General features: G+C 43.2%; 20 protein-coding genes. 14 read left to right on the top strand and 6 right to left on the bottom strand.

Features of this window, described 5'->3' with window-relative positions; translation table 11 throughout:
* The first annotated feature begins 28 nt into the window (after positions 1-28).
* A complete protein-coding gene (locus ED652_RS15005) occupies positions 29-1,825 on the top strand; it encodes an HD domain-containing phosphohydrolase (protein ID WP_122055333.1) in 1,797 nt (598 codons plus the stop codon).
* A 300-nt stretch (positions 1,826-2,125) separates the two neighbouring features.
* The gene (locus ED652_RS15000; protein ID WP_122055332.1) at positions 2,126-2,854 is read left to right on the top strand and encodes an HAD-IA family hydrolase; all 729 of its coding nucleotides are present in this window, start codon (positions 2,126-2,128) and stop codon (positions 2,852-2,854) included.
* Between the two features lie 287 nt (positions 2,855-3,141).
* Here the strand turns inward: ED652_RS15000 and ED652_RS14990 are convergent, their stop codons facing one another.
* Complete coding sequence (locus ED652_RS14990) at positions 3,142-4,365, bottom strand: aromatic amino acid transport family protein (protein WP_122055331.1); 1,224 nt, start codon at positions 4,363-4,365, stop codon at positions 3,142-3,144.
* Positions 4,366-4,811: 446 nt separating this feature from the next.
* Here ED652_RS14990 and ED652_RS24115 point away from each other — a divergent pair, with 446 nt between their 5' ends.
* The 3 genes from ED652_RS24115 (at position 4,812) to ED652_RS14980 (ending at position 7,103) form a co-directional block, all read left to right on the top strand.
* Entirely contained in the window at positions 4,812-4,940 is a 129-nt protein-coding gene (locus ED652_RS24115; RefSeq protein ID WP_017059831.1) for a hypothetical protein, read from the top strand.
* A 222-nt stretch (positions 4,941-5,162) separates the two neighbouring features.
* Entirely contained in the window at positions 5,163-5,774 is a 612-nt protein-coding gene (locus ED652_RS14985) for an ACP phosphodiesterase (RefSeq protein ID WP_122055330.1), read from the top strand.
* Positions 5,775-5,831: 57 nt separating this feature from the next.
* Positions 5,832-7,103, top strand: coding sequence for a DEAD/DEAH box helicase (locus ED652_RS14980; protein ID WP_099166715.1), 1,272 nt, complete (start codon positions 5,832-5,834; stop codon positions 7,101-7,103).
* A gap of 128 nt (positions 7,104-7,231) precedes the next feature.
* Here ED652_RS14980 and ED652_RS14975 read toward each other — a convergent pair whose 3' ends face one another.
* Positions 7,232-7,966: a TetR/AcrR family transcriptional regulator gene (locus tag ED652_RS14975; protein ID WP_099165196.1), complete on the bottom strand. Its 735-nt coding sequence runs from the start codon at positions 7,964-7,966 to the stop codon at positions 7,232-7,234.
* Positions 7,967-8,122: 156 nt separating this feature from the next.
* Here ED652_RS14975 and ED652_RS14970 point away from each other — a divergent pair, with 156 nt between their 5' ends.
* The 3 genes from ED652_RS14970 to ED652_RS14960 are packed head-to-tail and all read left to right on the top strand — an operon-like array spanning position 8,123 to position 13,322.
* Complete coding sequence (locus ED652_RS14970) at positions 8,123-9,211, top strand: efflux RND transporter periplasmic adaptor subunit (protein WP_122055329.1); 1,089 nt, start codon at positions 8,123-8,125, stop codon at positions 9,209-9,211.
* Positions 9,211-10,266 (top strand): efflux RND transporter periplasmic adaptor subunit, encoded by a 1,056-nt coding sequence (locus tag ED652_RS14965; RefSeq protein WP_122055328.1) that lies wholly within the window; start codon positions 9,211-9,213, stop codon positions 10,264-10,266. The genes ED652_RS14970 and ED652_RS14965 overlap by 1 nt, the downstream gene beginning before the upstream one ends.
* Positions 10,263-13,322, top strand: a complete 3,060-nt coding sequence (locus tag ED652_RS14960; protein ID WP_122055327.1) for an efflux RND transporter permease subunit — start codon at positions 10,263-10,265, stop codon at positions 13,320-13,322. The genes ED652_RS14965 and ED652_RS14960 overlap by 4 nt, the downstream gene beginning before the upstream one ends.
* A 114-nt stretch (positions 13,323-13,436) precedes the next feature.
* Here ED652_RS14960 and ED652_RS14955 read toward each other — a convergent pair whose 3' ends face one another.
* Complete coding sequence (locus tag ED652_RS14955) at positions 13,437-14,174, bottom strand: EAL domain-containing protein (protein WP_122055326.1); 738 nt, start codon at positions 14,172-14,174, stop codon at positions 13,437-13,439.
* 575 nt (positions 14,175-14,749) lie between these two features.
* Positions 14,750-15,385, bottom strand: coding sequence for a hypothetical protein (locus ED652_RS14950; protein ID WP_122055325.1), 636 nt, complete (start codon positions 15,383-15,385; stop codon positions 14,750-14,752).
* Positions 15,386-15,670: 285 nt separating this feature from the next.
* On the opposite strand from ED652_RS14950, the gene ED652_RS14945 reads away from it, so the two are divergent.
* The 3 genes from ED652_RS14945 to ED652_RS14935 all read left to right on the top strand — a co-directional run bounded on the left by ED652_RS14945 (position 15,671) and on the right by ED652_RS14935 (position 17,175).
* On the top strand, positions 15,671-15,916 hold the full coding sequence (locus ED652_RS14945) for a DUF2164 domain-containing protein (RefSeq protein ID WP_017059821.1): 246 nt from the start codon (positions 15,671-15,673) through the stop codon (positions 15,914-15,916).
* A gap of 153 nt (positions 15,917-16,069) precedes the next feature.
* Positions 16,070-16,609 carry a cytochrome b gene (locus ED652_RS14940; RefSeq protein ID WP_102296097.1) on the top strand — a complete coding sequence of 180 codons (540 nt, stop codon included), beginning with the start codon at positions 16,070-16,072 and terminating at the stop codon, positions 16,607-16,609.
* Positions 16,606-17,175, top strand: coding sequence for a YceI family protein (locus ED652_RS14935; protein ID WP_029223680.1), 570 nt, complete (start codon positions 16,606-16,608; stop codon positions 17,173-17,175). The genes ED652_RS14940 and ED652_RS14935 overlap by 4 nt, the downstream gene beginning before the upstream one ends.
* Positions 17,176-17,513: 338 nt before the next feature.
* Here the strand turns inward: ED652_RS14935 and focA are convergent, their stop codons facing one another.
* Positions 17,514-18,965 (bottom strand): formate transporter FocA, encoded by a 1,452-nt coding sequence (gene focA / locus ED652_RS14930; RefSeq protein ID WP_122055324.1) that lies wholly within the window; start codon positions 18,963-18,965, stop codon positions 17,514-17,516.
* Between the two features lie 274 nt (positions 18,966-19,239).
* Between focA and ED652_RS14925 the strand changes: the two genes are divergently transcribed.
* Both ED652_RS14925 and ED652_RS14920 read left to right on the top strand, forming a co-directional pair.
* Positions 19,240-20,145, top strand: coding sequence for a LysR substrate-binding domain-containing protein (locus ED652_RS14925; protein WP_017105900.1), 906 nt, complete (start codon positions 19,240-19,242; stop codon positions 20,143-20,145).
* A gap of 204 nt (positions 20,146-20,349) precedes the next feature.
* Entirely contained in the window at positions 20,350-20,844 is a 495-nt protein-coding gene (locus ED652_RS14920) for a DUF1097 domain-containing protein (RefSeq protein WP_017105899.1), read from the top strand.
* A gap of 175 nt (positions 20,845-21,019) precedes the next feature.
* Here ED652_RS14920 and ED652_RS14915 read toward each other — a convergent pair whose 3' ends face one another.
* Positions 21,020-22,771, bottom strand: coding sequence for an ATP-dependent endonuclease (locus tag ED652_RS14915; protein WP_122055323.1), 1,752 nt, complete (start codon positions 22,769-22,771; stop codon positions 21,020-21,022).
* Positions 22,772-23,009: 238 nt separating this feature from the next.
* Between ED652_RS14915 and ED652_RS14910 the strand changes: the two genes are divergently transcribed.
* Complete coding sequence (locus ED652_RS14910; protein ID WP_102536277.1) at positions 23,010-24,749, top strand: bifunctional UDP-sugar hydrolase/5'-nucleotidase; 1,740 nt, start codon at positions 23,010-23,012, stop codon at positions 24,747-24,749.
* The last annotated feature ends 256 nt before the right edge of the window (positions 24,750-25,005 follow it).

Here is a 25,005-nt window from a genome sequence, read left to right as displayed (position 1 = left end):
ATACACCGTCTTTTAAACAGGGTCCGGTATGTACAAGCTATTGATATCAATCGCTGTATTGTGTGTTAGCGCTTTTTCTACAGCTACTTACGCTAACAACTGGGATATCAAGCACATCCTAGTTATCCACTCCTATGGACCTTCCTACCAATGGACCGCCGATTTCCAAAAGGGAATCGATAACGCGTTCAATCAATCTCAAGTCGAAGTTAAACTTTCAATTGAGTATCTAGATACCAAGCGTATCAACAGTCCAGAATATTACGACTCGCTTGTCGAGTACTTTAAAGCTAAGTATTCAGGTTATCACTTGGATGGTGTCATTGTTACCGATGATAACGCAGCAAATTTCCTTGAATCCATCAGCTCTTTAATTGACCGAAATACACCTGTTGTTGCGGTTGGCATTAATGATACCAGTACCGACATGTACGCGATTACTGACAGAGCAACCGTGCTTCACGAGAATGATCATATCGACATTAACATCGAGTTGATTTCCCAGTTAAGGCCAAACCTTAAGAACCTGTACTTTGTAAATGATTACAGTGTCACTTCTGAGCTAATTCGTAAAGAAGTACAAAAGGTGATGGTTGGTTTTCCCGATATCAATTTGGTTGAAATTCGAAATCAGACCCTTGAAGAGACGAGACAGTACTTAAAAACTATCTCAGTTGATGATGCAGTTCTGCTCAGCCACTACAACACGGAACTCGCACAAGGCGTTTATCACTCTTATCAAGAGATCGCTGAAACCTTGTCAGTATCGAGCGCGGCTCCTGTGTTCGCATTATGGCAGTTCAATATCTTAGGTGACGTGTTGGGCGGTTATGTTAATCACTCACAAAGTATGGGCGAAGAAGCCGTTGATGCGTTAGACAAGTACGTATCGCTTGGTTTCTCTTCACCGTTGGTACCGGGTGACAACATACGTTTCGTATTCAATTATCCGGCGATGAAAAAGTTCGGCATCGGTGATAGTGCGCTACCTGAAGAATCTGTTGTCATCAATGAATCTTCTTCTTTTATTCGTAAGAACTTCCAACTGCTGATGGGCTTGACCATGGTGATTGCGGGCTTAAGCCTGATTATCTTGATGCAGTTCATCACGTTGCGTCAAAAGAAAGAGCTGGCCAAGAAGAACAAACGGATTCTCGCTTTGCAGAAGCAAACACTGAACGTTCAGAAAGACATGATTCATGTATTAGGTGAAGCCATTGAAACGCGATCTGGCGAAACGGGTAATCACGTAAAGCGTGTTGCGAAGTTATCAGCACTTTTGGCGAAACATCGAGGTTTAAGCCACCGTGAAGTAGAAATGCTTGAAATCATCAGTCCGATGCACGATGTAGGTAAAATCTCAGTGCCAGAATCGATTCTCGACAAGCCAGGTAAACTAACGGATGAAGAATGGGAAGTGATGAAGTTGCACACCACGGCAGGCTACAATTTGCTGATCAGTGGAGCGGGTGACATCACTAACTTAGCTGCGATTATCGCCAATGAGCATCACGAGCGATGGGATGGTGAAGGATACCCAAATGGTAAGGCTGCTGATGAAATCCATTTGTTTGCACGCATTACTGCCGTAGCCGATGTTTTCGACGCCTTGTTGAGCGCACGTTGCTATAAAGAGCCGTGGCCGTTAGAAATGGTTGTAGACCTATTTGAACGAGAGTGCGGTCGACAGTTTGATCCTGAGCTTGCCAAGCTATTGCTGGACCATTTACCAGAGTTTGTTGCGATCAGAGATACTTACCCAGATAGTTCCAATTCAGAATCGGCTGCTTTAGCTGCTACTACTCAACAAGCCAACTGTGCGTGATTTTAGCTCATCATAGGGTGAGCTAAACCATTTCTCCCGCCATTCTTTCTACGCGACGTATTCTACCTGTTTATATTTGTGCTTGAGACTAATTATAATTTATAAAATATCGGGCTAAAAACACTATTCATATATCGCTAAGTTAGATGAAAATGCTTAAGCATATTGAATCATAAGGTGATCAGCTGCATATTTTGCAAAGAAAAATAACTAAGTTTAGGTAAAGTGTTAGCTCAATCATGCCGAGCCTGAAGATAACCTTATAGGATAAAGCTTGGATTCAAGGCGAGTGAAATTTCTATGCGGTTGGAACAAACTAAGTGTGTGATTTTTGATTGTGACGGAACGTTAATCGATAGCGAAAGACTGTGCTGCCAAGCTCTAGTGAACGTATTCTCGAGTTTCGGCGCTGATTTAAACGTGAACGACTGTTACGCCCATTTTCAGGGTGGAAAGTTGGCCGATATATTGATGGATACACAAGAACGCCTTGGACTGTCGATATCCGTTGATACGCTTGAACCACTTTACCGCTCAGAACTCGAAGCACTTTTCCAGCGCCATTTGAAACCTATGGACGGCGCTATTGAGCTGATTGAATTTCTAAAACGACAAGATATCGAATTTTGTATCGCTTCAAACGCCCCGAAATCGAGAGTTGAATCATCACTAGCGATGACGGGTATGCTTGATGACTTCAAAGGCAAAGTGTTTTCGGCATTTGATGCTAATAGTTGGAAACCTGAGCCTGATCTGATCATGTATACCGCAATGAATATGGGCTTTTTACCAAACGAATGTATTTATGTTGATGACACGGTGAAAGGTATTGAGGCTGGGGTTCGAGCGGGTATTCAATCTTTTAGACTGCGACCAACGATTGAACATTCACTGAATGATGATCCAGAAGCCGACATAGCAGAGCTAGCGGCTCAGGATATTTACAGTTTGGAAGAAATTTCAGTTTGGATTAATGGCAAGCATTGCTCAATGAACGGTGTACCGAACTCTGGAGTTTTGGTGGGGTAGTACCTATTTGAAGGCTGACTATTTTACTAAATTGTTTGGTGTGGAAACCGCAAGATGCGCACGTAAACTTTTCTCCGCTTTCTGAGAGCAGATATTCGTCGTGTTGGCATAGAGGGCATGTGATGTCTTCGTTGTTTGGTGCTTCTGTATTATTCATTATGTCACCTGCAGCAAGAGGGTAAGCGAAAATAAGACCCGTTTAATTAGATTACTCCTAAGCTCGATTATTAGACAGTTTTGCCCCTTCATAATCTCTCCTTTGCGACTTGCTTCATGGTAATGATATATTAGCCTAGAGAAGGTAGTAACCCTACTGAAATAAGGATTTGAATTGCAATGATAAACACGCCAACGCTACCCGCTAAAAACAACGCTTTGCTTCCGCCTAATACTTGGTAAGTCTCTTGAGTATTTTGTCCATTAACGGCGAAATCAGTGTAACGAACTTTGTAAACCATCACTGTTGGTAACAGGATTGCAAGCACTGCTAGCGCAATTGCTGCGTAACCCAGAGCCATGATAAAGCCTTGTGGGTAGAACAAAGCAAAGCCGAGTGGCGGAACGAAAGTGATCAATGCTGTTTTGACACGCTTAGCGCTGCCTAGTTTATTGCTCAATGAATCGCCCATGAATTCGAATAGGCCCAAGCTCACGCCAATAAATGAGGTTAACAGTGCAAGATCGGCAAACACACCAACGATCACGCTAAGGTTAGATTGATGAACTGTTTGTGACAGTGAGACTAACAGTGCGCCCAAGCTGGTGTCTGACAATAGCTGTTCTTGGCTAATTACACCTAAAGTCACGCTCTGCCAGAAAACATAGATGACCAAAGGCAATGCTGAACCAATAATCATGACCTTACGTAACGAACGGACGTCACCATCTAGGTATCGAACAATCGAAGGGATGCTGCCGTGGAAACCAAAAGAGGTAAACACAACCGGAATCGCCGCAACAATCAGGCCTTGCTGCAAAGGCATGCTCATTAGGTACTGAGAAGTAATGTTAGGTGCTAGAAAGCTAAGAACTAAAACCATCGCGATTAGCTTTAAGCCAAACAAAACGCGGTTAACTTTATCAACACTGTGTGTACCAATCGTCACAACACCGGCAACTAACAGAGTAAATATGAGGGTTGTGATTTGGCCGTTGAGTTCAATGCCTGCAATATCCGAAATACGTTGGTTGAATTGAGCACCACCGCCCGCAATGTAGGCAGCACATAAAGCGTAAAACAGAAACATAACGGCGAAGCTCGCAATCCACTTTCCTTTGTTCCCTAAAATTGTGTGAGCTAAAGTGTGTAGGGTTGCGTCCGATTCTGCGAATTGATGAAGCTCTACCATTAATAAAGCGGTAAAGGCCATTAATGCCCAAAGACATAGCATTAAGAAAAGCGAAGTTGAGAAGCCAATACCTGCAGAAGCAAGTGGAAGAGCGAGCATGCCAGCACCAATAGTGGTGCCTGCAATGATCAAAGTACTACCAAAAACCTTTGATTTATTCATTGTATATAATTATTTACGTTAGGGTGTGTTTTCATTGTAATTCTTCTAGCTTAAGAGCATAAACCCAAAGAATATCTCGATTTTGAAGTATTCTGATTGAGTTTAATTCCAAATGCAATCTCTAATGTAATTAAAAACATCCACTGTAAATTAATATTTACAATAATGGATGGCGGGGTATCAAAAATGCCTAAGCAAACGTTTGACCATGATCTGCTTCAAAATTTGTAGAGTAATTTGTTGTACTTGGTGTAAGGTAGCAGTACATATGTCGTTCGCGTATACCCCTTTAACGTAAATAAGCGTTAATGATCGCGAGTAGCTTCAAGCTATAAATCTGGAATGGGTAGAGTAGAGTGCGTTCATCAAAGTGACATAATATAAGTCCAAGATGGTGTACTAGTTAACAGGACATTATGTCCACATCAAGGAATAGAGGGGGCACTATGAGTGACCAATCTTATAATGACGAAAGTCTTGAGTTGTTAGATGCTATGGAAATTGGCATTGATTTATCTGACTATGAACAAACAGTTAAACAATTAGCAGAAGAACTTTTTAAGTCTTCGAACTAAGCTTTTAAATTTTTAACTTGAGCTTTTTAAGCAAAAGTACTTAAACGAAAGCTTCCTGAGCTAAAGTTTTTTGTAGTTCAACGTTCTCAAATTAGACAATTCTTAAACTGAGCAAATCTCATTCGCTCACACGTCATATCAAAACTATCCTCATTAAAGTTCGCGAAGATAAACGAGTACGTTTACCATGTTACTTAGTTCTCGATACTTTAATGAGGTTCAATGAACTTTCTCGCACACCTACACATCGCTCAACACTGCAACAGTAACTTAGCCGGTAACCTGTTAGGTGACTTCGTTAAAGGTGACCCGACTAAACACTATTCAGATTCGCTCTCTAACGGGATAAGACTTCATCGATTCGTCGATAGCTATACCGACCGTCATGATGTGTCTCGCTCTGCAAAATCTCTGTTTTCAGATCAAACAAAGCGCTTTGCTCCTATCGCGCTCGATGTCTTCTGGGATCACTGCTTGGCCAATCATTGGGGGCAGTTCTCGACACAATCGTTAGAGCACTTTTGTTCAGACAGCCATCAGCAGATTTTCGAACATCAAGAGTCTCACTGGCCTGAAAACTTCGTTACTATTCATCAGAAGATGGCAGAACAGCGGTGGTTGGAAAGCTATCAAGACATGTCTTCCATTGAGTTGGTATTAAAGCGAATGGCTTTAAGAAGGCCTAAGCTAAGCATGCTCAAAAACTGTTACGACGACCTAGAACGCCACTATGATAAGTTGCAGTGTCACTTTAATGAGCTGTATCCAAGCGTTTTAAAAGAAGCAAACCAGTTTAGTGCGCTTCAATTGACGAAAAATCAAAAGGAAAGGTAAACAGCGTAATGCAGGTTTGCTACAATCCGCGCCTATTTAATCTTTGAGCATCATACTATGTCTGAACCTACTAAATCTTTTAACCAACTTGGATTGTCTGACCAACTGCTTACAACACTCACCGAGCTTAACTTTACGGCTCCAACCAGTGTTCAAGAGCAAGCGATTCCATTGGTGCTAGAAGGCAAAGATGTATTGGCTGGTGCGCAAACGGGTACAGGTAAAACCGCAGCTTTTGGTTTGCCGATTATTCAAAGATTAATCGAGACTAAAGATAACGTTATCCCAAACCCCAAGTTAGTCCGCGCCCTTGTATTAGTGCCAACGCGTGAATTAGCACAACAAGTATTTGATAACGTAACCAGTTACGCGAAAGGTACCGACATTAAAGTGGTTGTCGCTTACGGCGGCGTTAGCATGAAGGTGCAAACGGATAACCTACGTGGAGGTGCAGATATCTTAGTGGCAACGCCTGGTCGTCTTATCGACCACATGTTCACTAAGAACATCATACTGAGCCACACTGAAGTGTTGGTGCTTGATGAAGCGGATCGCATGTTGGACATGGGTTTCATGCCAGACATCAAGCGCATTCTTTCACGCATGAATGAAGTACGTCAGACTCTGTTCTTCTCTGCGACATTCGATAATAAAATAAAAGCGCTTGCACATCGTATGATGCAGTCGCCAAGTGAAATTCAAGTGACGCCAAAAAACAGCACCGCGGACACGGTTACCCAGATGGTTTACCCAGTTGATAAATCACGTAAGAGTGAACTGCTGGCTTACTTGATCGGTTCAAAGAACTGGCAACAAGTGTTGGTCTTCACTAAAACTAAACAGGGCACTGATGCACTAGTTAAAGAGCTTAAGCTAGACGGCATTAAAGCGGCGTCAATCAATGGTGATAAGAGCCAAGGTGCGCGCCAAAAAGCATTGGACGATTTTAAATCAGGCAAGGTTCGCGCGTTGATTGCGACTGACGTTGCAGCTCGTGGTATCGATATTCAACAGCTGGAACAAGTTGTGAACTATGATATGCCATTCAAAGCAGAAGATTACGTTCACCGTATTGGACGTACAGGCCGCGCAGGCAACAGCGGTTTAGCAATTTCTTTGATGAGTCAGGATGAAGCTTACCTACTGGGTGACATTGAACGATTGCTGGATACGCGCCTGCCTCAAGAGTGGCTAGAGGGTTTTGAACCAAGCCTTGAAAAAGATGTGACTCCCGACCGTGGTGGTCGCAGTAAGAGTCGTTCATCGGAGAAACGTAAGATGAAAGCCAAGCTTAAAATCCACCAAAACCGCGGTAAAGCACGTCGCTAATAAGCTGACATAAAGAACTCGATTAAAGATCTATACATATAAAAACGCGCCGTTACAGTTGGTTCTGTAACGGCGCGTTTTTATATTAAGTCAATTAATTTACGATCAGGACGGACAAAAGTATTCGATTAATGGTGTTCTTGATTGCACTTCCACACGCAAGGGACTTCATAAATTAGCTCTTCAATCGAGCTTGGATTCAAGACCCATTCTTCACTGATATTGAACGTACTGATCATTTGCTTGTTGAACAATTGCCAATGTTTTAACAATGCTTCTTCAGGCGTCGATTGCATGTCGCCTTCATTCCACGTGCTTTCCATGAAAGGGGTTAGGCATACCGCTCCGTGCGCATACATGATCATTTGCCATTTAATTTCATAAATGTTGATCAAGTTATCTGGGTTCGCATCATTATATTCTTCTGCCAACATATTAATTTCTTTTTCGACATCACCAACATTGTCGATAAAGTAATCGACCAAGTTGTCTTTTTGGCGAACAGAGTCAGTGATAAGTTGCATCGGTTTGCGAGAGTGAATCATGTTGCTAAAGAGACGCATACTAAATAAATAGATAGTAATGTTTGGCGCAATGCCTTTTGGTAACTCTTCCACTATCTTAGCAATGTAAGACTGAAAATATTCATGTAAACAGTCACTTATAGCATGCCAGATTTTTTCTTTGCTACCAAAGTGATGGCGGATAAGGCTATGCGAGACGCTTGCTTTTTCGCTGATATTTCGCAGCGAAACGCTATCATAACCATGCTCACAGAACATATCCGCAGCAACACTCATGATCAAAAATCGAGTCTCTTCGGCGTCTTTTGCGCTTCTTCTACCTTGTTTCTTTTCTGTCATCTTCTTTTCACACATTTACCTGATTACCACATTCTACACTGTTTTCCTTAAAATAAAAAATACTGCACATGTGGAAAGTAAAGCTTGAGAATTCTTTAATATTAAATATACTGCCCATCTGTGTAATAAATCATAATAATTAAATGGAGATGCATCATGCAGTCCAATTTGTCTATTCAAGCCAAGACGGGCAAGCAGATAGGAGTGGCGTTTGCTGCACTATTACTCGCAAGCTCTTTGACCGGATGTAACAAGGTTCAGTCAGAAGAAACGGTTCAAGTTGTTAAGCCAGTAAAGCTGTTTGAGATCCCTCAGCAGATGGATATCGAGCTTGATAGCTTTATCGCAAAAGTGGACGCGACCGACCGTGCCGCGCTTTCTTTCCAAGTGGGCGGAGATATTGAAACGTTTTCTGTACGTATGGGACAAGAGGTGAAGAAAGGCCAAGTACTCGCTGTGCTAGATGCAACGGACTACCGTATCGCGGTTGATGCAGCACAAGCAAAATTCGATTTGGCGAACAGCCAATACAAACAAGCGTCTGAGCTGTACTCGAAGAAGCTTGTAAGCTCGGATTACTACGACCAAGCCGTAAACACCTTTACTGCCGCTGAAGTTGAGTTGGACCAAGCACAAACAAACCTTGGTTACACCACATTAGTTGCTCCATTCGATGGCGTGGTATCGATGGTGTTTGGTAAGCAATATCAGTTAATCGCTGAAAAGCAGCCGGTTCTTAATATTTTAAATCACAGCGAGATGGATGTGACTTTCTCCATTCCTGTGTCAAAGCTTGAAGACCGTTCTATTCAAGACCTGACCAACTCAAACATGTGGGTTGTGATGGATAGCCACCGCGGCATTCGTATCCCAACACGTTTTAAAGAGATCTCAACGCAACCAGACGAAGACACCAATAGCTACCAAGCGGTTGTGTCTATCGAGAAACCTGAAGGTATTAATCTGCTTTCTGGTATGACGGCACAAGTTGAAGTTCAGAAAAACCGATCGGACAACGGTATTGGCATTGTTGATTCAGCTTGGTTAAGCAAAGAAGCAGACCAGGGTGAACTATGGCGCTACAACCCAGAGTCTCAATTGATTTCTAAAGTACAAGTCACCCTTGATGGGCAAGGCAAGGTTATTGAAGGCTTGTCTTCTGGCGACCTGATCGTAGAAGCGGGTGTCGATGTGTTATCTGATGGGCAACAAGTAAAAGCTTGGTTACGTGAGGGCGGTATTTAATGAACCTTTCCAAATTATCAGTTGTGGTTGTCTCTGTGTTATTGCTTCAAGCTTGTAACAATGGAACCGGCCACCGTGAGCAACCTTCACTTTTGGTTTCAACCTTTGAGGTTGGCGCACCACTGACTGACCAATTCAGAAGTTTTAACGGACAGGTGATCCCTGCGGAACTTACACCATTGGCATTTAAGCTTGCTGGTGAGATTCAACAAGTATTGGTTGAAGCTGGTGACAACGTAGAAAAAGGCCAGCTATTGGCGACCTTAGACAACGCAACATACCTTCAAGATCTGACAGACGCTAAATCTCAATTCAAATTAGCGAGCAAGCAACTGGCGCGTGGTTCTGAGATGTTTGATAGCAAGATGTTGTCGCAATCGGAACACGATCAACTGACCGCTAACTATAAACTGGCTTCGGCTAATTTGGCTGCGGCAGAACGTAAGCTGAGTTACACAGAGCTTTTAGCCCCATTTTCGGGAACGGTTTCAACCGTCGATAAGCAACGTTTTGAGAACACCACACCGGGCGAAACGTTGCTCAGTGTGTACCAGAACGACAAGGTGTATGTGCGAATTCAAGTATCAGATTCGATCTTAGCGTCTATCAGCCCAGACATGCGTTCGAACAGCTATCGACCTGACGCAACCTTTGGCGGTCACTCTGGAAAATACCCTCTGACTTACCTAGAGCACACCAGTGAACTGCACCCGCAATCTCGCACTTACGAGTTTTGGATGCAGATGCAACAACCTGAAAGTGAAATTCTGCCGGGTACGAGCGTTACGGTAAATGTGGATATGGCGAAAGCCGGCTTGAGTGATGTTCAAGGTTATCAGTTACCGATGACGACACTACAAGCGGGTGCTGAAGCGAACCAATTTTACGTGTGGAAAATGGAAGACGGCCAAGCATTCAAAAGCGAAGTGGAAGTCGACAAGATCAGCGGCCAAGGCGCACTTATTGCTCATGGCGTTGAACAAGGTGAGCTACTTGTAAATTCAAATCTAAGAAAACTCCGTGACGGAATCAAATTGTCAGGAAAAGCAGAATGAACATTGCAGAATATTCAATAAAGAACAAAGTAATCAGCTGGCTGTTTCTAGTCATTTTGGCCATTGGCGGTGTGACGTCTTTTGGTAATCTATCCCGTTTAGAAGACCCAGCTTTTACCATTAAAGATGCAATGATTATTTCAACTTACCCTGGCGCTACGTCAATGGAAGTTGAGGAAGAACTGACTTACCCCCTTGAGAAAGAGATAAGACAGCTCCCTTATATCGACAAGATCACTTCGACCTCGTCGAATGGCATGTCCCAAATTATGGTCAGCATGAAGATGGACTACGGTCCAGACGAGCTACCGCAAATCTGGGATGAAATGCGTCGTAAAATCAACGATCTACAGCCAACACTACCAAGTGGTGTTAACTCCGTTCAGATCATTGATGATTTTGGTGATGTATTTGGTGTCATGATCATGCTGACGGGAGACGGCTACGATTACGTTGAGCTGAAACAGTACGCAGATTACCTAACACGTGAAATCGAATTGGTCGATGGTGTCGGCAAAGTAAGTATTGCGGGTGACCAACAAGAGCAATTGTTTGTTGAGATGTCACTTGAGCGTTTAGCGGCACTGAACCTAGATATGTCGATGGTAACGTCACTGTTAGTACAACAAAACAGTGTGGTATCGGCAGGCGAGGTAATGTTGAATGGCCAAAGCCTAACAATCAAACCTAACGGTACGCTGAGCACAGTTGAAGAGCTAGAAAACCTAATCATTCATGGTCGTGACACTGGCAACTTGATCCGTTTGAAAGATGTCGCTGAGGTCACTCGCGGTATCCAAGAAAAACCGGGCAATGTATTAACTTACAACGGCAAGCCAGCAATTAACCTGGGTATTGCGTTCTCTTCAGGCGTAAACGTCGTCGAAATTGGTAACGCGTTAGATGCCGAACTGGATCGTTTAGAAAGCATTAAGCCTGCCGGTGTAGAGCTGAACTACTTCTACAACCAAGCGCAAGAAGTAGACAAATCAGTGGCTGACTTCCTAATCAGCCTAGTAGAAGCCGTTGCTATTGTTATCATCGTACTGCTTTTTGCAATGGGCTTACGCAGTGGTTTGATTATTGGTTTAGTACTGCTACTGACCGTATTCGGTACGTTCATTCTTATGGACTACAACGATGTCGAGCTGCACCGTATCTCACTGGGTGCTTTGATTATCGCGCTCGGTATGCTGGTGGACAACGCGATTGTAGTCGTTGAAGGTATTCTAGTTGGCTTGAAGAAAGGAAAGACTAAGCTTCAAGCAGCAAAAGACATCGTGACACAAACTCAATGGCCACTATTGGGTGCGACCATTATTGCTATTACCGCTTTTGCACCTATCGGCTTGTCGAAAGATGCAACGGGCGAGTTCATGGGCTCATTGTTCTGGGTATTGTGTTTCTCGCTATTCTTGAGTTGGGTAACGGCGCTAACACTGACGCCATTCCTTGCTGAGATGCTGCTTAAAGAAGAAGATAAAGTCGATGAGAACGAAGACCCATACAAAGGTATTCTATTCGTTGTATTCGGTGCGTCTCTGAAATTTGCATTGCGTTTTAGATGGTTAACTGTGGTTAGCATGATCGTGTTGCTCGCCGTGTCTGTTGTTGGTTTTGGTAAGGTGAAGCAACAGTTCTTCCCGCCATCAAATACTCCGATGTTTTACGTAGACATGTGGATGCCAGAAGGTACGGATGTACGTGAAACGATCAAGCAGACTGAAAAGGTTGAGAGCTACATTCGTCAAGAAGACGACGTAGAGTTTGTAACCACAACGGTTGGGCAGGGCATGCAACGTTTCGCGTTGACATACCAACCAGAGAAAAGCTACGAAGCGTACAGCCAGTTACAAGTAAGAACCACTGACCGTGACACCATGTTTAAGGTTCTAGCTGAGTTGGACAAAGACTTAGCGAACGAATTTGAGCAACCAACGTTCCAGTTCAAACTGATTGAATTCGGCCCGTCACCGGCTTCAAAGATAGAAGCGCGTATTATCGGTGCGGACCCTCAAGTATTGCGTAGTATTGCAGTTGAAGTCGAAGACGTCTTACTTGCCGATCCAGGCTCACGAAATGTTCGTCACGACTGGCGTGAACGCACTAAAGAACTAGTGCCACTGTTTAACGAATCAAAGGCACGTCGCCTTGGCATATCAAAAACTGATTTGTCTGAGACGTTACAAATGGCGTTCGGCGGTTACAACATCGGTTTACTGCGTGATGGTACTCATATGTTACCTATCGTTGCGCGTTTGCCAGAAGAAGAGCGTTTTGACTTTGAATCACTGAACAATGTGAAGATTTGGAGCCCATCGCTACAAACTTACATTCCGGTTGAGCAAGTGATTGATGGTGTCGAGCTTCAATGGTCTGAACCTCTGATTCAACGTCGTGATAGAAAGCGTACGTTAACCGTGCTGGCTGACCACGATGTATTGGGTGATGAAACGCCAGCGAGCTTGTTTGCTCGTGTTAAACCAAAGATAGAAGCATTGGATCTACCAGAAGGCTACAGCATCAGTTGGGGCGGCGAATACGAAAGCTCTAAAGATGCACAGGAGTCTCTATTTGGTTCACTGCCAATGGGTTACTTGTTGATGTTTATCATCACTATGCTTCTGTTTAACTCGCTGCGTAAGCCACTTGTGATTTGGTTTACGGTACCACTCTCTATCATTGGTGTTTCGATTGGTCTGCTAGGGACTAATATGCCATTCAGCTTCACGGCGTTCTTGGGCTTGCTAAGTCTAAGCGGCATGATTTTGAAAAACGGTATTGTGTTGCTTGACCAAATAAACACTGAGCTTTCAACAGGTAAAGACCCATACTTAGCGGTTGTCGACAGTGCGATTAGTCGTGTACGACCGGTATCTATGGCAGCTTTGACGACTATCTTGGGTATGATTCCCTTGGTATTCGATGCATTTTTCGGCTCGATGGCGATTACCATCATGGCAGGCTTAGGCTTTGCTACAGTACTAACGCTAATAGTAGTACCAGTGATGTTCGCTATTCTATATAGAATCAAACCGTCCACTGCGGGTTATTAGGGAATGATATAAAACAGATTCTTTTAAGCCAGCCCAGTCAATGTTGACTGGGCTTTTTTATGGGTGTGATTTGGTCTACAAGGTCAGCGGCTTCAGGAAGAACAGGGGGCAGTTTTAGATTGCGAGGCGTAGATCTAATTCAATCGGCTTTGGCATCGCCAAGTGATAACCTTGATACATATCGAAGCCTAAGCTTTGCATTGCTGCGAGCTGTTGCTGGGTTTCGATACCTTCGATTACGGTCTTAGCACCAATTTGATTAGCAAGATCGAGAACCAACTCCATTTCGCTTGTATCGCCTTGTTCAAAATCCAACATGACAGAGCGATCTATCTTGATGATATGCGGGTTGATATGACGAACACGCTGCTCTGTTGACGCTTGAGTACCAAAATCATCAACAGCAATTTGAAAACCATTTTCAGCTAGAGAGTGGGCTGCATCTTTCAAACGCTCTTCACTCTCGGCATTCAGTTCCACCAATTCCATCACGATTTTTTCACATGAAAGGTTGAGTTCATGAAGGCGTTTAGCCAACAGGCTGTCGCTCACTTTCTCTGCAGCAAACAATTCACCAACGTTTGGAAGAACATTCAAAAACAAGTGTAAATGGCGGATATTCGATTGTGCGAAGTTACGGATATGGATAGCGCGACTCAGCCTTTCTACATTGATCTTGTCAGTGCACAAGGTATCGTCGGAATGGAAGAAGTGATCAGGACGAACAACATCCCCTTTGCTATTCGAAATACGCACCAAAGCCTCAACGCCTATCTGAGTCATTGAACTGTCAAATATAGGTTGATAGACACTTCTCAGTGTTAGGTCTTGATATTTCGCAATAAACTGCATATCGGCATCCACAGATATACAGCTAATAAATTCACTTCTGTCTGATAAAATCATAGTCGCTAATAAAGGTGTTTATTTAATGACGAAAATATACGTCATGGCTGTCACAATACTGACAGGTGTAAGTAAATTGTCAATTAATAAAAATTCATTTATAGGGTCAATATTTAAATAAATATAATTAACGAAAAATCAGCATGATAAATGACATTGACCATTAAATTTACTTATCATTCACTGTGTTTGATAGCTGCTGTGAATTTAATGGCTAAGTAACGTCTCTCATATTAACCCCAGCCAATATAAGGCTAGAACGCTGATACACCAGAGAAAAGTAGGGTTAAAGGCTTAGGTTGTGGGGGAATGTCAAAGTTACAAAATGGAGAGAGTAAGCGAGTTACATAGAAATGATATCTATCTCTCAAAATCGAGACGGCGAGTAGAACAACTATTAATAATTAAAACAGAAGGTTCGAATAATTAATGAACAGGGAATGAGTTATCTTTTATAAAATATTGGGATGAAGGTCTAACAATTTACTTTCAATATTGAATGAAAAAGTTGACCCGTATTATCACTGCCATTGAAGTACCGCATAAAGTTGCAGGTATTTACGAACCAATTGTTGATTTCCTGACCGTTTGAGTGGGTGCCCGAATTTAATAAAGCAAGGGCTGATTCTGAAGTTATTATTTAAATCGGAAGCGAATTGAGAATCACTCTCTCTTAGAGTGATGCCTTGCTGACTGTATTCCGTCATCTCGTCTGGGAGCTCTCCCATCCACCAATGTAACAATTCACTACTGTTTTTACTTCGGCTTATCCAATGGTCGGAGACAATGATCAAAACGTCATTTGGCTGAATGGCAAATCCATACTCTTGCTGCCAGTTATGAATGTCTAGCATCAACTTTTTACGACAGGTTTTTCCTGCGCTTACCATATGATGGCTGATCATCCAAACGGTACCGATTTCAGAAGAGATTCGGAAGTGGCGGGGCGTTTCTCGAGAGGAGAGCATTTCAAGTGGGCTAATGTTACTCGCATGATTAAAGCTTACGAAGGTGTGTTCCATTCGTCGGGCAAAGGCTTTACCGATGTGATGCTCACTGATCCCTTGGTTGTGCACCGTAGGATAATGACGCTCACAGAGTTTTAGACAATCGTCTTGAAACTGATTGACGCTTTTAATCACGAGATCTAATAACAATGAAGTCCCTTATACACAGTTACTATCTTATTGATGGGCAATAGTACGGTAATTGATGTGTCATTACCTATCGCCAAAGTGCGAGTTCTTGATCCCTCTATCAAAATTAGCGATTGCGGAGCGATTTTATGGATAGCACTGGCACTTCACTGGTCTGTATTCTAAATTATGAGGAATTCTAATTAGTTAGAAGGATTAAGCTTAGTTAGCAAAGCTACTGGTGGCTAGCTTAATCTTAGTCAGCTAATCACAATTGATCTACTTACTCTTTATTTGGAAACATTCATGACCATTCAATTAGATTCGAAACAAAAGTCTGAACTCACTCATACGCTTCAAAAGTACCTTCAAGATGAACTCGATGTGGAACTTGGTCAGTTCGACACGGAATTCTTGGTCGACTTCATAAGCAAAAAGTTTGGTGCTGTTTACTACAACAAGGGGATAGAAGACGCGCAAAAAGTGATGGAACGTAAAATGTTAGACATCTCAGATGAGCTTTACGAGATCGAACAAATCGTTGAAATCTAACGTTTAGCCCAAACTTGTTCAAATAATTTGAATAACTCGTTTAATTTGAAATGATGTTACCAATGTAAAGCTTGGTAAATAATATGTTACACAAACTTGGTGTAGGGTACGCTTTTCAAAACTACACTACTCGTTAACATTCGGAACAGATTCATGGACAACAACGTTAGAAATTACAACCCTTTAGCAAGAGCGATGCATTGGATTTCAGCACTCGCGATTTTTGGCTTATTTGGTGTAGGCCTGTGGATGGTTGATCTTTCATATTACAGCGAGTGGTACAAAACAGCGCCAGACTACCACCGTTCGGTAGGCATTCTTTTGGCTGCCGTTACCATTATCCGCTTGCTTTGGAAGCTAGTTACCGCGTCACCTAAGGTGGAAGGGAAAAGCTATGAAGTTGCAGCAGCGAAGATTGCTCACGGCTTTATGTACATTAACTTAGCGGTTTTATTTATTTCAGGTTATTTGATTTCGACATCAGATGGCCGTGGGATCGAGGTATTCAATTGGTTCACTGTACCAAGTATGGGTGAACTATTTGCAAACCAATCTGATCTCGCAGGAACGGTTCACTACTATGCTGCATGGGTACTGATCATTATGGCATCAGTGCACGCCTTAGCGGCGATAAAACACCACGTTATCGACAAAGACGATACGCTACGAAAAATGATAGGAGCTTCAAAATGAAAAAGTCAATTATCGCTACAGGATTAGCATTTGCTATGGCAATGCCTTTCGCTGCGAACGCCGCTGATTACGTGATTGATACAAAAGGAGCGCATGCTTCAGTTAACTTTAAAGTTAGCCACCTAGGTTACAGCTTTATCCAAGGTCGTTTTAACACATTCTCAGGTGACTTCTCATTTGATGAGAGCAACGTTGAAGCATCGAAAGTGAACGTAACGATTGATACGACAAGCCTTGATTCAAACCACGCAGAACGTGATAAGCACATCCGTAGCTCTGACTTCATTGATACAAGCAAATTCTCAGATGCAACATTCAACAGCACAAAAGTAGTTGATAAAGGCGAAGGCAAACTTGAAGTAATGGGTGACCTTAAACTTCACGGTGTAACTAAGCCTATCGTTATCGAAGCTGAATTCATCGGTGCTGGTCAAGACCCATGGGGTGGTGAGCGTGCTGGTTTCGTTGGCACAACTCGTCTAGAACTTGCTGACTTCAACATTCCAGTAATGGGCGCTTCAAGCTATGTAGATATGGATCTGCACGTTGAAGGTGTAAAGAAGTAATCTAGCTATCAATAATCGCTGACTGGTATCAACATTTTTAGACACATCAAAAGTTTGGTCGATATCAACTAGCAGGTTAGTTAGAAAAAGAACAAGTAGCTAAAAATAGAGAAAGGCGCAAAGTAATGACTTTGCGCCTTTTTTATTGAGGTAAATGACCACGCGTTTAGATCTGTTTTGTGTCAAATCTTGAGTTGCGTTTTAAGCCTCCATTTACTTCTAGCCAGTCAACGTTGCCATGACTGAGTTATCTAGCTGAACGACTAATCCCTAATAGTTCAGCTTTAGATTAGTTAATCTGTTTCTGGTGAAATATTTACTTTACAAACAATCGCCAGTTAAGCCGTTTCTAGTTCAGCTTTTGGAACCACGTTTAGGCGGTCGCCGTAGATTGGACGTAACGCTTGCATCACTTCTGTGCGAGTCAGCACGCCGACCATTACGCCATTTTCTAGCACTGGAAGCATATGTGGTTGGCTTACTTTCATTGCTTTTGCACGTTCTTCTAAAGAAAGAGAAGTCAGGCGAGTGGCGTAGCCCATGCTTGTGGTCGGGTACAGTTGCTCTTTGTCGATGCATAGGAACTCAGTAACATCGACCAGCTTGTCGTTTGCATCAATAGCCACAACGTCACGGCTCATTAGGTCTACCACTTTCTGACCTTTAGTCGGGATGTAGTCTTGGCACCAAAGATCAACCATTACGTCGTGAACAGATAAGATACCCACTAGTCGGCCTTCAACATCACACACAGGAGCGCTAACAAGGTGAGCGTCTAAAAGTGAATCAATTGCAACTGATGTAGGCATTTCTACGCTTAGTGTAATTGGTTGAGTGTTCATGATTTGCTTGATAGTTGTTGTAGTGTTCATAGTGATTTCCTTAACTGACGTAATTTCTGTTGTTTGAGTTATTGCTGTAATTTTTGCTGCTTTTAGTTGTGGGCGACGGTAGATGCTCCAATTGGCTAAGCCGACCAATACCGAACCACCTACGATGTTGCCGATTGTCACTGGTATTAAGTTTGCGGTGACAAATTTCATGACGTTTAAGTCTGCATACTGCGCTGGTGTTGCGCCTATTTGCATCCAGAAGCTTTCTGGTGCGAATGCTTGAATAGTGATGCCTAGCGGAACCATGAACATATTCGCCACACAGTGTTCAAAGCCTGAGCTAACGAACATTGCAACGGGTAACACGGTCATCATTGCTTTAGTCATGGCGTTAGCAGAGCTGAACGTTAACCAAATTGCTAAACACACCAACAAGTTACAAAGCACACCCAAAGCAAACGCTTGAACAGGGCTGTGGTGTAGCTTGTGTTGAGCAATGTTTAGAGCGTTTAAACCCCATTGGCCACCATCTAATTGATATAAGCCTGCTGCGCTTACCAAAGCCAAAAGGAACATGGCTCCGATAAAGTTACCGACGTAAACCTTGCCCCAGATAGACAGCATCTTAGTGAAGGTTATTTGCTTGTTAGCCCATGAGATGCTTGATAACACTGAGCTGGTAAACAGCTCGCCACCGCAAATTACAATCAGGATTAACCCCATGCTGAATGCAAGACCGCCGGCTAAACGACTCAATCCCCACCCAGCATCAGCGCTACCTGTGGTTACCGTGATGTAGAATAAAAAAGCAAGCCCGATGAATGCGCCAGCCATGATTGCCAAACTCAATGTCATGCTGCTGGTTTTATTTGCTTTGCTTAATGCAAACTTCTCGGCTTCCGCCATCATTTCTGTTGGCGAGAACAGTTGCTGATTTTCAGAAGTGCTGGTTGCCATATCCCCCCCTTGAACAATCCGTCATGTGTAATTCCTAGTGTTAATGACTTGGTTAATCCGTAATGGTTAATCAGTAATGTTTTGCAGGGCTCGTTTGTGTCCTGCCATTCCAGATTAGGGGGTTGAGGGGTAGAGGTAAAATTGATAATTTTTAGAAACCACATCAAAATTATTGATATAGATTTGGTTACGCGTAGAATGAAATCAATTGCTCATCGGCTTAACAAAAAACGAGCAGCAGGACGTAAGTTATTAAAAGAATTAAGGATGAATTTTGCGTTATTCATTAAAACAACTCGCGGTATTTGATGCAGTGGCAGATTCCGGGAGTGTTAGTCAGGCAGCAGACAAATTGGCGTTGACTCAATCAGCGACAAGTATGTCTCTTGCACAGTTGGAAAAAATGCTCGGCAGGCCCTTGTTTGAAAGGCAGGGCAAGCAAATGGCCCTCACTCATTGGGGCATGTGGCTAAGGCCAAAAGCAAAGCGTTTACTGCAAGATGCGCAGCAAATTGAGATGGGTTTTTATGAGCAGCATTTACTAAGTGGAGAGCTCAAACTCGGTGCTAGCCAAACCCCGGCAGAACACCTAGTTCCAGACCTCATCAGTATTATTGATAACGACTTTCCTGAGATGCGAATCTCGCTTGGCGTGCAAAGTACCGATGCAGTCATTGATGGCGTACTAGATTATAAATACGACTTAGGCGTTATCGAAGGTCGCTGTGACGACAGTCGAGTTAACCAAGAAGTGTGGTGTACCGACCATTTAACGGTCGTTGCATCAGCACATCACCCATTCGCGAAGCGTGAACGTGTGAGTTTGGCTCAGTTAGAGCAAGCGAAGTGGGTATTGCGCGAACATGGCTCTGGTACGCGCAAAGTTTTTGATAGCTCTATTCATCATTTAATTGGTGATCTTGATGTTTGGCGAGAGTATGAACACGTTCCTGTTTTAAGAAGTTTGGTTGCAAACGGCCCATATTTAACGTGTCTACCTTATCTCGATGTCGAGCAGTTTGTTGAATCAGGCCAACTTGTTACCTTGAATGTGCCAGAGCTTGAAATGGAGCGCACGCTTTCGTTTATTTGGCGTGCTGATATGGCTGAAAACCCACTTGCTGAGTGTATCAAGCGAGAAGGTAAGCGCATGATGAAAGGCAAACCGTCGGTTTTATAAGGTGGATTTGATAAAATACTGATAACTTAATGTGTTGAATAAGCGATTTCGGTCTCTATCTGATGATAAATGCACATCGGCGTACATTATTAATGTGATCATGATCGGCTAAAAGAAGGCGTTCTTCCCATAATATGCTTACTTGATTTTAAGTGAGGCTAAATCCGGTTGCGATGAATTGCGTAATTAGGCTTTAGAAATAGTATGAGTACATTAGTCGCGATATCATTAACAACAGGTATTTTGTCAGGTCTATGGGGATGGATAGCTATCTCTTTCGGCTTACTGTCATGGGCCGGTTTCTTAGGTTGCACCAGTTATTTTGCTTCGCCAACAGGCGGTGTTAAAGGATTAGCAGGTAGCTTACTGACCAACATGACGGGCGTATTCTGGGCAATGGTGATTATCGAAAGCTCAACCTTCGCAGGGTTAGAGATTCTAGGCTATGTGATTACTGCTATTGTGGCTTTCTTCATGTGTATTCAAGCGAAACAAGCGTGGCTAGGTTATATCCCTGGAACCTTTATTGGTTGCTGTGCGACGTTTGCGGCAGGTGGCGATTGGCAACTTGTCGTGCCATCTTTACTGCTTGGTGGTGTCTTCGGATACTTGATGAAAGCAACGGGGCTATGGCTTCACGAAAAATCGACCCAATCTTCGGAAGCGGTTGAACAACACGCTAAGCAAGTTAAGGCTTAATTCGTTAACCTTAGTTTAGTCACTGTGAACTCTTGCAAGATAACCCCCAATTAATTTGTATATCGATTTATACAGGCACACCACTTGGTGTGCCTTTTTTGGTTTAGGTTTAGGTAATCAGTTAAAAAACTTATCTGCAGAAGAACCAATAGCACCTATCAATTAATTAAAGCGCTTAGGTGTTGCCGTTTGCCATGGTGATAACACGTTTTAACGTCCACCTTAGTAACAGCGGAATGCAGTCTTGTCCCTGATTCTCGCAGTGAGAAACGATCGCGAGTGCAAGGTCGGGTTTTGCGTGCTTCTTAAGAACCTTAGCCACCACTTTCTTCGGAGGGATAGGGTGATCGTAAGGAATCTTAACCATATCTCGGAAAAAGTTTTCGAAGCCATTCATATACAAGTAATGTTCAATATCTTTATCGGGCAGTTCAGTAAGGCGATGTCTTTCCTGATCATTACCAAGCTTAGATAACACAGTCGCAGCATACTTCTTACCAGCAGCGTCTCCGTCAGTCACCACGTGCCAATCGATGCCAAACTCTTGTGCTACTTTAATGAGCGCTTTAAGACCAGACTGCGCGAACTCGATAATTTGCACACCTTCTGCAGCAAGGTTATAGCCACACTGGTTGGCTAACTCATTAAACAACCAAACCTCGGTTTCACCTTCCACTAATAACCAACAACGAGCATACAGAGCCCCTGAACGATGGAAGCGAATGTGGAAACCAATGCGTCTTAACTCATCTTTACTGAAATGGTTCATGTTCAGTTGATTAGCGATGGTTTTGTCTGATTGACGAACTAATCGACGAATAGACTGAAGAGGCACGGCAGCAAGAAGATCACCACTGTTGGTCGTTAGGATTTTCTGCATGGGCAGTTTTTGCATTAAGCTCCAAGCCCTTGCCAAGTGCGTTGGGTGCAATCGACCTTCTGGATCTTCAAGGATCAAAAGAGGGCGCGCGCATCGTCTTAGATCGGTAGGGCCTTTGGCTTGTAAGTATGCGTTGAGCAAACCCATGAATAGTAAGCGAGTCTGTTTATTCTTGGTCTCTTCGACAAGTTGATGAATGCTCTTGTCATTTGCCCCTGCAGAATAAAGCAAACCATCCATCTGTTTTCTTGGATTTCGTCGAGAAGTACTTTTGAAAGAAAAGTAATGCTCAATCAGGCTTTGCATCGATTCTAGGCTACTGCGCATCTCGCCTTTATTTACATGACCAGGTATTGCCATTAAGCGGCGACAGGTGTTGTCGATACGTTTTTCTATCCTTGCCTGACGCCCATTTCCGTTATTACCGTTTCCATTCCCGGTATTGCCGTTACTCGTGTGGCTATTCCCGTCACCATTTCCATTGTTGCCATTGTAATGACCATTATTGTGCAGGTGAGCATTGTGGTTCAGCGATTTACTGTTGAAAGGACGATCAAAGTGCCTTGCATCTCGCAAACGAATCACAGGATGTAACGTCATTAACTCTTGCGCCAGTTTTTCAGAATGATGGAGCTTTAAAGGGTTGCCATCGATACCTAAGAAAGCGTAGTGGGTGGTCGTTTCATACTGTTCTAACGTCGCACTGATTCGGTAATAGATACGATAGGTGCCAAACTCATCTTGAACCCAGATAGGTTTGAGTTTGCGATAACGACCTGCGTTGAGTTCGCTCTTGTCGTTGGCTTTTAATGCGAGAACAATTTGAAGATGTTGAGATTGTGGATGTGAAACAGAATAATCGACATGAAAATCAGTCATTTCGAAGTGATATGGGACTCCGTCTGAGGGAAGAACGACGGACAAAGCATCAAGTAAAGAAGACTTACCCCAAGTATTTTCACCAATCAGCGTAGTTAGCTCGTCAAACGCGAGTGACATACGCTTGATACCTCGAAAGCCAGAAATCTCGATTCTTTCTAGTTGCATAGGCTTACTCCTAACGGAAGGCTCTGCTAATTGTTTGAAAGCTAACAGATATCTTTAATCATAATCGAAAAATTGTTATCCGGTATGCTCAGTTGTCACAAAACCCACTCTTTATTCATACGGATCAAAACGAGATTTTTGATCTATCTTGAGTATTTTTTTGCAGTGCAGTTTCATAAAATTCACGATTCTGTCATGATTCTCAACCTAGTATGAAGGGACAAAGAGAGAAGAAAATATGACTAAAAAGAATAAGCCAACAAAAATAGTGTTGGCACACATCAACGACACCCACTCATACTTTGAACCAACCTCGTTACAGCTATCACTTAAAATGAACAACCACATCATTGAACCTTATGTCAGTGCTGGTGGCTTTGCTCGAATCTCAACACGCTTTAAGCAATTAGAGCAAGATGCTAAGCGTCAGAAGGTCGGAACCTTGTTCCTGCATGCTGGAGACTGCTTCCAAGGCACGTTGTACTTTTCTTTATTCAAGGGAAAAGCCAACGCCGATTTGTTGAACGCCCTCAATATTGATGCCATGACCCTTGGCAACCATGAGCTAGACATGGGTAATGAGCCGGTCGCCATTTTCGCTAAAAGAATCAGGTTCCCATTGTTGGCGGGTAACTGGAATTTGTCGAATGAGGATATCAATAAAACTCATACCTTAGCGGACAACGACATTGTTAAGCCTTATCTAACTGAAACGCGAAGTGCTTCTTTTATAACGAAAGAGTTTGATGGCGAGAAGGTCGCAATCTTCGGCTTAAGCATCGACAAAATGGCGGGCATTGCGAACCCAGACTTTGATACACCATTTGAAAACGCGCTAGAAACGGCAAAAGCCACGATCGAGCAGATCCATCAAGCTGGTATTAACAAGATTGTGCTTCTGAGTCACCTTGGCTATGAGGCTGATTTAGAGCTAGCAGCGAATGTGCAAGGCATCGGTGTGATTGTTGGCGGCCATAGCCATCGTTTACAAGGCGATTTCTCAGATATCGGCTTAGTGAAAGATGATGATTACGGTGTAAAGGTTGGCGAAACCTATGTTGTGCAAGCTGGCTTCCATGCAATGAGCCTCGGACACTGTGAAATTGAGTTCGATTCTGCAGGCAAAGTAACGCACTTTAATGGCAAGAATGAACTGCTGTTGGGACGTCGATTGTTTATAGACGCCAAATTAAGTGAAGTAGGGCAAGGCGATGCTCACGATATGGCGTGTGAGTTTTTAAACAACCACTCAAATATCGCGGTATGTAAGAAAGATCCTGAACTGCAAAGCATTCTGACGGATAAATATCAGCCGAGAGTTCGAAAGCTTCAACAACAAGTTATCGCTCATGCTGGCACAAAACTCCGCCATGTTCGTATCCCTGACGAACAAGGGCCTAGCCAACTTGCGCCTTTGGTTGCTCAGTCGTTTCAATACCTGATGAACAAAAAAGGACACGGCGTAGAGTTTGCCATCCACAATTCTGGTGGGGTGAGAAACTCACTCAATAGCGGAGACGTCTCCGTTGCCGATATTGCCGGAAAACTACTACCGTTTGCCGTACCTATTGGTGTGTATGACGTAAAAGGTGAAACGATCGCAGGCATGTTAGAAGGGGCAATTAACAACGCGCTGGATAATGGTGTGGTCGGTACGGGTTCTGGCAGCTTTCCTTATACCCATAACTTGAGATTTTGTTATCACAAAGAAGCTCCCTTAGGACATCGTATTCATCATCTAGAAATACACTCTGAAACATCCGGTTGGCAGCCAGTGTCTCGCGACCGAATTTACCGAGGAGCGTCATCGGCCTACACCATGAAAGGCAAAGAAGGCTATAACGCCGTCTTAGATATGATAGGCGATGGCTTTGTTACTACTGACTCAATGGCCGACTGTTTTATTGAGTTCTTACAAGACCACCCGGAGTCACTTCAATACAACGAGCCGCTTAATTGCATGGAGTGCTTTCGATAATCATTAATAATACTTGCACTTAGTATTATTAATGAGGGTGATTTATAAATTTGGCATTGTTTATGCTTTATTTCTGCAGGTTGCCTTCTTGTGGAGATAAGCATGGATAAGAAAGATTGGTTAGACGCGGTAGCCGTCGTTGGGTGGGTGTCTGTTTGGTCTGCGTTAGTGTACTGGGTACCCATGGCTGGTTTATAGCTTAACAACCACCTACTAAAGTAGGTGGGTTAGTATTACGGACTGAAAGTCCGGATAC

This window comes from Vibrio sp. Evd11, from assembly GCF_900382755.1.
In the GTDB taxonomy this organism is placed as follows: Bacteria; Pseudomonadota; Gammaproteobacteria; order Enterobacterales; family Vibrionaceae; genus Vibrio; species Vibrio lentus.
Note: the sequence above shows the minus strand (reverse complement) of the source record. Positions and strands in the feature narration are given on the sequence as shown.

Coding starts and splice junctions, on each gene's coding strand:
- ED652_RS15005 (WP_122055333.1), top strand. CDS start 29: ATGTACAAGCTATTGATATCAATCGCTGTATTGTGTGTTAGCGCTTTT.
- ED652_RS15000 (WP_122055332.1), top strand. CDS start 2,126: ATGCGGTTGGAACAAACTAAGTGTGTGATTTTTGATTGTGACGGAACG.
- ED652_RS14990 (WP_122055331.1), bottom strand. CDS start 4,365: ATGAATAAATCAAAGGTTTTTGGTAGTACTTTGATCATTGCAGGCACC.
- ED652_RS24115 (WP_017059831.1), top strand. CDS start 4,812: ATGAGTGACCAATCTTATAATGACGAAAGTCTTGAGTTGTTAGATGCT.
- ED652_RS14985 (WP_122055330.1), top strand. CDS start 5,163: ATGAACTTTCTCGCACACCTACACATCGCTCAACACTGCAACAGTAAC.
- ED652_RS14980 (WP_099166715.1), top strand. CDS start 5,832: ATGTCTGAACCTACTAAATCTTTTAACCAACTTGGATTGTCTGACCAA.
- ED652_RS14975 (WP_099165196.1), bottom strand. CDS start 7,966: ATGACAGAAAAGAAACAAGGTAGAAGAAGCGCAAAAGACGCCGAAGAG.
- ED652_RS14970 (WP_122055329.1), top strand. CDS start 8,123: ATGCAGTCCAATTTGTCTATTCAAGCCAAGACGGGCAAGCAGATAGGA.
- ED652_RS14965 (WP_122055328.1), top strand. CDS start 9,211: ATGAACCTTTCCAAATTATCAGTTGTGGTTGTCTCTGTGTTATTGCTT.
- ED652_RS14960 (WP_122055327.1), top strand. CDS start 10,263: ATGAACATTGCAGAATATTCAATAAAGAACAAAGTAATCAGCTGGCTG.
- ED652_RS14955 (WP_122055326.1), bottom strand. CDS start 14,174: ATGCAGTTTATTGCGAAATATCAAGACCTAACACTGAGAAGTGTCTAT.
- ED652_RS14945 (WP_017059821.1), top strand. CDS start 15,671: ATGACCATTCAATTAGATTCGAAACAAAAGTCTGAACTCACTCATACG.
- ED652_RS14940 (WP_102296097.1), top strand. CDS start 16,070: ATGGACAACAACGTTAGAAATTACAACCCTTTAGCAAGAGCGATGCAT.
- ED652_RS14935 (WP_029223680.1), top strand. CDS start 16,606: ATGAAAAAGTCAATTATCGCTACAGGATTAGCATTTGCTATGGCAATG.
- focA (WP_122055324.1), bottom strand. CDS start 18,965: ATGGCAACCAGCACTTCTGAAAATCAGCAACTGTTCTCGCCAACAGAA.
- ED652_RS14920 (WP_017105899.1), top strand. CDS start 20,350: ATGAGTACATTAGTCGCGATATCATTAACAACAGGTATTTTGTCAGGT.
- ED652_RS14915 (WP_122055323.1), bottom strand. CDS start 22,771: ATGCAACTAGAAAGAATCGAGATTTCTGGCTTTCGAGGTATCAAGCGT.
- ED652_RS14910 (WP_102536277.1), top strand. CDS start 23,010: ATGACTAAAAAGAATAAGCCAACAAAAATAGTGTTGGCACACATCAAC.